Consider the following 8,844-nt stretch of genomic DNA (forward strand, 5'->3'; position numbering starts at 1 on the left):
TGCCCATGTCATTGCAATTTTCTTACCTTTAAGATTTTCTATTCCGCCAAATTCATGAATGATATGAAGCATATCAGCCATTGACTGAGTTGGGTGATCGATATCGCATTGAAGGTTAACTAATGTAGGTCTTTGTTCTAATATTCCATCTTCATTTCCTTGTTTTACAGCATCTGAAACTTCATGCATGTAAGTGTTTCCTTTTCCTATATACATGTCATCACGGATACCTATTACATCTGCCATGAATGAAATCATGTTTGCAGTTTCACGTACAGTTTCTCCATGAGCTACTTGTGATTTTCCTTCATCTAAGTCTTGAACTTCAAGTCCTAAAAGGTTACAAGCAGATGCAAAACTAAAACGAGTACGAGTTGAGTTATCACGGAATAATGAAATTCCAAGTCCGCTTTCAAAAACTTTAGTAGAGATGTTATTTTCTCTCATGTAACGAAGAGCATCAGCAATTGTAAATACAGCTTCTAATTCATCTTTTGATTTTTCCCAAGTTAGGAAAAAGTCATTGTTGTACATTTCTTTGAAATTTAATTTGTTTAACTTCTCAATATAAGCATTTAAATTTTTATCCATTATTAAAACTCCTCTTATTTTAAAATTTTCTTTTATTATTTTTATTATAGCTACTACTATTATTATTAAGTAGAAATATCCAACCTAAAAATAGATCATTCAGTTAGTCAGTATTTTAGGTCGGATATTTTGTAAAAGAACAAATCAATATTAGCTAGGTATTATTTGCAATATAGAGTTGGTAATGCAGCATAAACGGCAGCACATTTTACTAAATCAGCTTTCCAAGTTTTTTCATTTGGAGCATGTGCTTGAGCTTCTGCACCAGGTCCAAAGCCTATAACAGGAATTCCATGACGACCCATTATAGCAACACCATTTGTTGAGAATGTCCATTTATCAGTAAGCGGACGAGCTTTTCTCATTGCATCTGTTTCAGCAGCACCGCTTCTAGTTGTTCCGTAAAGGCCGATATATGCTTCTTCCATTGCTTTTGTTACAGCATGGTCTTCTGGAATAACCCATGTAGGGAAGTAACATTCTTGTGGATATGAAAGTCCAGTCCAGCTTGGTCTGCTGTAATCATACATGCTTACTGTTGCATTGTACTTTTTAACAGCTGGAAGTGCACGAATTTCATCTAAACAGCTTTCCCAGGTTTCACCAGCTGTCATACGACGGTCTATTGAAATTGAGCAAGAGTCAGCTACTGCACAACGGCTTGGTGAAGTAAAGAATATTTGTGATGTAGCACAAGTACCACGTCCCAAGAATTGAGCCTCTTTGTATTCTGGGTTATATTTTTCATCTAACATTTTTACTAGGCCTTTGATTTCTGTATCATCAGCAGCATCATTTTCGTTAAGATCTCTTACATTCTGTAATATTTCGGCCATTTTGTAGATTGCGTTATCTCCTCTTTCTGGAGCTGAACCGTGGCATGAAACTCCTTGTACATCAACACGTATTTCCATACGTCCTCTTTGTCCTCTATAGATTCCGCCATCAGTTGGCTCAGTGCTTACTACAAATTCAGGTTTAACTTTATCCTGTTCTATGATGTAAAGCCAACAGTTTCCGTCGCAGTCTTCTTCTTGAACTGTTCCAGTTACTAATGCAGTATATTTGTCATTTAAAAGACCTAAATCTTTCATTATTTTAGCGCCGTATACAGCTGATACAATACCGCCTAATTGGTCTGTTACTCCTCTTCCACCAATTTCTTCTTCATTTTCATATCCTTCATATGGGTCGAACTCCCAGTTAGCTCTGTTACCGATACCTACTGTATCTATGTGAGCATCAAAGCCTATTATCTTTTCTCCTGTTCCCATATAACCAAGAACATTTCCTTGAGGGTCTATTACAACTTTATCGAAGTTTAATGCTTTCATTTCAGCTTCTATTCTTTTTATAACACCTTCCTCTTCACAGCTTTCACCTGGAATTGCTACTAAGTCTCTTAAAAATTTAGTCATCGCTAGTTTATAACCTTCTGATGCTTCTTTAATTTTATTAAAATCCATAATATGATTCCTCCATTTATATTTAAATTTTTTCTATTTATATTTAATTTTATGATTGATTAGTTAATCAATTAATCATATTGTCTGCCGTCCCAAACGATCTCTTTATATCTTTCAGGGTCTGTATCTCCTTCAGTAGAGAAAAGAAGTACATTTGAAGTTTCGTCTAAATTTAGTGCTTTCTTTAAGTCAGCCAATTCAGGTTTAGTCATTATAGCAGCTAAAACACCGAAAGGAGCTGCACCAGATTCGCCGGATACCACTTGTGGATCTCCTTTACATGGAGCGCTAAGCATTCTCATTCCATTTGCTGCAACTTGATCAGAAGCAGTAGTGAAAATAGATACATGGTTCTTAAGTATATCCCAGGAGATAGTATTTGGTTCGCCGCAGGCTAGACCAGCCATGATTGTTTGCATGTCACCATCTACAACTGCCTCTTCTCCAGTACCAGCTACTGCACCTTTATAAAGACAAGCGGCAGTATCAGCTTCAACAACTACGAAGGTTGGAGGGTTATCTGCATATTTATTAGTAAAGTAACCTATAACTCCTCCTGCAAGAGAACCAACACCTGCTTGTACAAGCACATGTGTAGGACGAGTAACACCTGATTTTTCTAGTTGGTCACCAGCTTCCATAGCCATAGTTCCATATCCCTGCATGATCCATGAAGGAATTTCTTCATAACCAGGCCAAGCAGTATCTTGAACCATAACGCCGTTTGGAGTTTTTTCAGCAGCTGATGCAGCCATACGTACACATTCATCGTAATTTTCTTCTTCTATTGTTACTTCTGCACCTAGTGCTTTTATATTATTGAAACGTGCCTCCGTAGTACCCTTTGGCATAAGAACAACTGCTTTTTGTTTTAATTTATTGGCTGCCCATGCAACGCCTCTACCATGATTTCCATCAGTTGCAGTAAAGAAAGTTGCTTGACCGAATTCTTCTCTTAATTTATCAGAGGTTAGAGTTTCAAAAGTTAACTCAGATACTTGTCTTCCAGTTTTAGAAGCAATGTAACGAGTCATTGCGAAAGCTCCACCAAGAACTTTAAATGCATTTAAACCAAATCTATAGGATTCATCTTTTACAAATACATTATTAAGTCCTAAATATTTAGCCATATTTTTAAGTTCTGCAAGAGGAGTTGGTTCATATCCTGGAATAGTTTTAATGAAATTCCTTGCTGTTTCTACTTCTGTTAAATCCATTAGCTTTAAGTGTTTATCATCTGTATGTGGCATAGTGTTTTTTATCCATTTTACCTGATTCATAAAATACCTCCTTGAAATTATGTAAATAAAAATTTATTGTCAACTTTTGCTGTGTAATCGTTTCGACTTAATCTTATGATACCACATTAAATTTTAAAATCAATAGAAAAACAAAAAAATTTTTTGATAAACAGAAAATTTTTTAGGGATGAATAAAAAATATTATTTTTATATAATGATATGAGTGATTTTAAAAGATTGATAAAAAATTACAAATAAAAAATTTTTAGGTAAAAATAATTTTTTTTTGATTTTATATTGACTGACTATTTTTATAATGCTAAACTAACTTTACTGAACTAAACAGCGATGGGGAAAGTTCCAAATGCAATCAATTTAGTAAGCTGAAGTGTTATTGTACAGGCTTTAGAGGTACATTTGGATTAAAAGATAGTTTTTTTTTTCTATAATATGCACAAACGTTTACAGAAACATGACGCCTAGATGAAGCAGAAGCAATTGCTGAATGCAGACAACAGGCAGATTGCTAATAATAAGTATTAAAGTATAATAAGGAGGAACTAATAAGATGGGAGACAGAATGACGCCAATCCCTTTTAAAAATTTAATGAATTGGATTTTTGAGGAGAAAAAAGCCTCAGAGAGTATTTTTGGTGTTCGTAAGAAGTTTGTTAAGAACAATGATAGGGTTTTAAATATTTTCGGTGAGAAAATTGAAACACCTTTTGGTCCTGCAGCAGGTCCACACACACAGCTAGCTCAGAATATTGTAGCAGCTTATTATGCAGGAAGCAGGTTCTTCGAATTGAAAACGGTTCAGATACTTGATGGAGAAGATTTACCAGTAAGTAAACCTTGTATTTTGGCTGAGGATGAGTGCTATAACTGCGAATGGTCTACTGAACTACGTGTTCCAGAGGCTTTTAATGAATATATAAAGGCGTGGTTTGCATTAAAAATTATTTCCAAAGAATTTGGTCTTGGATCAGAGAATGGATTTGTATTCAACATGAGTGTTGGCTATGATTTGGCTGGCATTAAATCTGAAAAGATTAATAACTTCATTGACAACATGAAGGATGCAAAGAATACTTCTATATGGAAAGAATGTATGGAATATCTAACTACAAATGTTCACAAATTTGAAAACATAGATAAAAAATATATTGAAAATATACCTTCTACAGTATGTAATTCAGTAACGGTTTCCACACTTCATGGATGTCCACCACAGGAAATCGAAAGAATTGCCTCTTATTTGTTAGAAGAAAAGAATTTGAATACCTATGTGAAATGCAACCCTACATTGTTAGGCTATGATACTGCAAGATCTATTATGGATGAAATGGGATATGGTTATGTAGTATTTGGAGATTTCCATTTCAAAGATGATTTACAGTTTGAAGATGCTGTGCCAATGCTTCAGAGGTTACAAAAGAAGGGGAGTGAGCTTGGCATTGAGTTTGGTGTTAAGATCACCAATACGTTCCCAGTTGATGTAACTAGAAATGAACTTCCAAGTGAAGAAATGTATATGTCAGGAAGATCTTTGTGTGCTCTTTCATTGTCAGTTGCATATAAATTAAGCAAAGCTTTTGGTGGAAAGCTTCGTATTTCATACTCAGGAGGAGCTGACTATTTTAATATAGATAAGATATTTAATGTCGGCATATGGCCAATAACTATAGCTACAACTCTTCTGAAATCAGGAGGATATCAAAGAGGAAATCAAATCGCAGATAAACTTGAAGAAATCGAATACAAAACATTTGAAGGTGTATCTTTAGATGGTCTTGGAAAAATAATAGAAGAGATTAAGAAAGACAAACATCATACCAAAGCTGTAAAACCGTTACCTTCAAGAAAGATGAAGAAAAAAGTTGAGCTTTTGGATTGTTTTGTAGCTCCATGCAGTGAGCAATGCCCAATTAATCAGGACATTCCTACATATGTAAAACTTGTAGGAGAAGGAAAATATAAAGAAGCACTTGAAGTTATAACTGATAAGAATCCACTTCCATTTATAACAGGTACTATCTGTAATCATACTTGTATGGATAAATGTACTCGTAACTTCTATGAAGAATCTGTGGCAATTCGAAGCTCTAAATTAGAAGCAGCTAAAAAGGCTTTTGATGAACTAATAAAAGAGGTTAAGTCTTCAGATAAATATAAAGATAAGAAAGTTGCAGTTGTAGGAGGAGGTCCCGCAGGAATTGCAAGTGCTTACTTACTGGCAAGAGAAGGAGCTCAGGTTACAGTATTTGAAAAAGAAGCAGAACTTGGCGGTCTTGTAAAGAATGTAATCCCAGATTTCCGTATTTCTAAAGAATCTATTGACAAGGATGTAGCATTGGCAGCTAAAATGGGTGCAAGATTTGAAGTTAATCATCCAATTACAGATTTAGAGAAGCTAAAGTCAGCCGGTTATGATAATGTGATTCTTGCAGTGGGAGCTTATAATGGAATGCCACTAGGAATAACCTGCGATAATGAAATTAATGCAATTGAATTTTTAAGAGCATGTAAAAAAGCTCCAGAAACAATAAAAGCAGGGAAAAATGTAGCTATTATTGGTGCGGGAAATACTGCAATGGATGCAGCAAGAGCAGCTAAGAGACTAGCTGGAGTAGAAAATGTTTATATTATATATCGTCGTGATATGAGAAACATGCCAGCAGACGAGGAAGAATTAGAATTTGCTTTAGAGGATGGCGTAAAATTCAAAGAGTTATTAGCCCCTGCATTTCAGAAGGATGGAAAACTTACATGTCATAAGGTAGTTCTTGGTGAGATGGATGCTTCAGGTAGACAGAAGCCAGTTGTAACAGAGGAAGCGGTTACACTTGATGTAGACTTAGTAGTAGCATCTCTTGGTGAGAAGGTAAATGGTGAATACTATAAGTCATTAGGATTGAAGGTAACAGACAAAGGTTATTCTGTGATGAATCCTGAGACTATGGAGTCTTCCAGTGAAAAGGTTTATGTTGTGGGAGACGGTGCAAAGGGACCAGCAACTGTAGTTTTAGCTATTAGTGATGCTGTAAAGGCAGTTAACGCAATTCTTGGATTAAAGCCTAGAGCTGAAATTACTGTTTCAAGCGATGTAAAGGCAATGGTTTCTAGAAAAGGTATCTTGCTACATTCGAAAGAAGTAAAAGATGAAGCAAAGCGTTGTTTAGAGTGTAATTCTATATGTGAATCTTGTACTGATGTTTGTCCTAATAGAGCAAATATAGCAGTTAGAGTGTCAGGAAGCAAGATGTCACAGATAATTCATGTAGACTACATGTGCAATGAGTGTGGCAATTGTACAAGTTTCTGTCCATATGACAGTTCGCCATACAAGGAGAAATTCACTCTATTTGCTAATTTAGAAGATTTCAAAAACAGTAAAAATCAGGGATTTGTATTATTGGATGAGACAACTTTAACTTTTAGGGTACGACTTGGAGCAAAAGTTAACGATTTCAATCTTAAAGACGCTTCTTCTGATATTTCTGAAGGAATAAAGAATTTAATATTATCTGTTTATGAAAATTATAATTACTTATTAATGAAATAGGTAATAAGCAGTAAAAGTATCTTGTGATAAGGTATATATGTTTGCAAGGTACTTTTCAAAACCAAGAACATTTTAAGCAAACAGTGGTTTAATATGAGGTATATACGTTTGAAAATTGATTTGAATTTTATTATCTAATTAAACGTTTTCTCAACAAGTTAAATTTTTATTGTCCAAAAGTAAAATTTGCAGATAACCTTTTTATGGTATTTACAGATTACAACTAACTATATTAGATTTAGGAGGAATTATTATGGATAAAGAAAAAAATTCACTAATTTATAAGCTCGATGGAACACCGCCTCTTGGAACATCAATTCCATTAGGACTTCAGCATGTACTTGCTATGTTTGTTGGTAATGTTGCTCCAATTATTATAATATCAGGTGCTTTAAAGCTTCCAGTAGAACAAAAAGCCTTTCTCATTCAATGCGCTATGTTTGTTGCAGGAATTGCATCGTTAATTCAAGCATTTCCTTTAGGACCAATTGGTGCAAGACTTCCGATAATCATGGGTACCAGTTTTGGATTTCTTGCAGTATGCCTTTCTATAGCTGGGAAGTATGGACTCCCAGGCGTACTTGGGGCTGCATTGGTTGGAGGAATTTTTCAAATATTCTTAGGATTTTTCCTTAAACACATAAGAAAATTCTTTCCGCCAATTGTTACTGGTATAGTTTTGTTAGCGATTGGATTGTCTCTTATTAAAACAGGAATGACTTACTTTGCAGGTGGTGCTGGTGCAAAAGACTTTGGATCAATGCAGAATTTGATTTTGGGTACCATAGTATTGGTAACTATAGTTGTAGTGCAGTACTTTACAAAAGGTGTTTTAAGTAAATCGTCAATTCTTATAGGACTTATTGTGGGATATATAGCAGCATTAATGATGGGGAAAATAAGCTTTGCATCAGTTGCTACTGCAAGCTGGTTTGCAATTCCAAGACCACTTCAATTTGGCTTTGAATTTCATTTAGATGCAATATTATCAATTTGTGTAATCTATATGGTTTCTACAGTTGAGACAGTAGGTAATGTTTGTGGTATAGCTGCTGGTGGAATAGGAAGAGCTGCAACAGATAAAGAAATTTCAGGTTCTGTAGTAGCAGATGGTGTAGGTTCAATTTTTGCAGCACTATTTAATGTACTTCCAACTACTTCTTATGGACAGAACGTAGGAATAATAACTATGACTAAAATTGTAAATAGATTTACAGTTGCTACAGGGGCAATGTTCCTTATAATATGTGGTCTTTTTCCTAAGATAGGAGCTGTTATTGCAGTAATGCCTTCAAGTGTTTTAGGTGGTGCTGCTGTAGTTATGTTTAGTATGATGATTGTTAGTGGAATTAATCAAGTTACTGAGGCACCATTACAAGGAAGAAATGCTACAATTCTCGCAGTATCTTTAGGGGTAGGGGTAGGATTTGCTCTTGTACCAGATGCATGTAAGTACTTTAATCCACTTATAAAAATGCTTTTTGAAGGCTCTGGCGTTGCTATAGCTGCTGCACTTTCGGTATTCTTGAATATAGTATTACCTAAAGAAAAAACTTCCATTGTTGAGAAAAAAGCTGCATAGGTAGAAACCTGGCTTAAGAATATAATGGATTCTATATAGTCTATTTAGATTAAAGCAAACGTCATTGTTGGGGGAATGAAAATGTATAAAATAGTAAAAAAAAGATTGCTTGCAGAAAACATCTGTCTAATGGATGTAGATTCTTCAAGAGTTGCGAGATCTTGTCATCCAGGCCAATTCGTTATAGTTAAAATGGATGAAAAAGGTGAAAGAATACCACTTACAATCTGTGATTATGATGCTGCAAAAGGAACAGTAACTATAGTGTTTCAGACACTTGGTGAATCAACCCAAAAGATGTTACAATATGAAGAAGGACAAAGTTTCGCAGATTTTGTTGGACCACTAGGACAGCCCTCAGATCTTGTTCATGAAGATATAGAAGAACTAAAGAAAAAA

General features: G+C 34.9%; 4 protein-coding genes and 2 pseudogenes. 3 read left to right on the plus strand and 3 right to left on the minus strand.

Annotation, left to right across the window (positions count from 1 at the left end; genetic code table 11):
- The 3 genes and pseudogenes from I6U48_RS29305 to dpaL all read right to left on the minus strand — a co-directional run.
- A pseudogene (locus I6U48_RS29305) lies at nt 1-591 on the minus strand (knotted carbamoyltransferase YgeW); the annotation flags it as partial.
- A 161-nt stretch (nt 592-752) separates the two neighbouring features.
- A complete protein-coding gene (locus I6U48_RS29310) occupies nt 753-2,057 on the minus strand; it encodes a YgeY family selenium metabolism-linked hydrolase (RefSeq protein ID WP_218324048.1) in 1,305 nt (434 codons plus the stop codon).
- A gap of 71 nt (nt 2,058-2,128) precedes the next feature.
- Nucleotides 2,129-3,337 carry a diaminopropionate ammonia-lyase gene (gene dpaL, locus I6U48_RS29315; RefSeq protein WP_218324049.1) on the minus strand — a complete coding sequence of 403 codons (1,209 nt, stop codon included), beginning with the start codon at nt 3,335-3,337 and terminating at the stop codon, nt 2,129-2,131.
- 529 nt (nt 3,338-3,866) lie between these two features.
- On the opposite strand from dpaL, the gene ygfK reads away from it, so the two are divergent.
- The 3 genes and pseudogenes from ygfK to I6U48_RS29330 all read left to right on the plus strand — a co-directional run.
- Nucleotides 3,867-6,863 carry a putative selenate reductase subunit YgfK gene (gene ygfK / locus I6U48_RS29320; RefSeq protein WP_218324050.1) on the plus strand — a complete coding sequence of 999 codons (2,997 nt, stop codon included), beginning with the start codon at nt 3,867-3,869 and terminating at the stop codon, nt 6,861-6,863.
- Between the two features lie 253 nt (nt 6,864-7,116).
- Complete coding sequence (locus I6U48_RS29325; protein ID WP_218324051.1) at nt 7,117-8,445, plus strand: uracil-xanthine permease family protein; 1,329 nt, start codon at nt 7,117-7,119, stop codon at nt 8,443-8,445.
- An 81-nt stretch (nt 8,446-8,526) separates the two neighbouring features.
- A pseudogene (locus I6U48_RS29330) lies at nt 8,527-8,844 on the plus strand (sulfide/dihydroorotate dehydrogenase-like FAD/NAD-binding protein); the annotation flags it as partial.

Origin of the sequence: Clostridium thailandense (assembly GCF_019207025.1) — a bacterium.
GTDB lineage: Bacteria > Bacillota > Clostridia > Clostridiales > Clostridiaceae > Clostridium_AM > Clostridium_AM thailandense.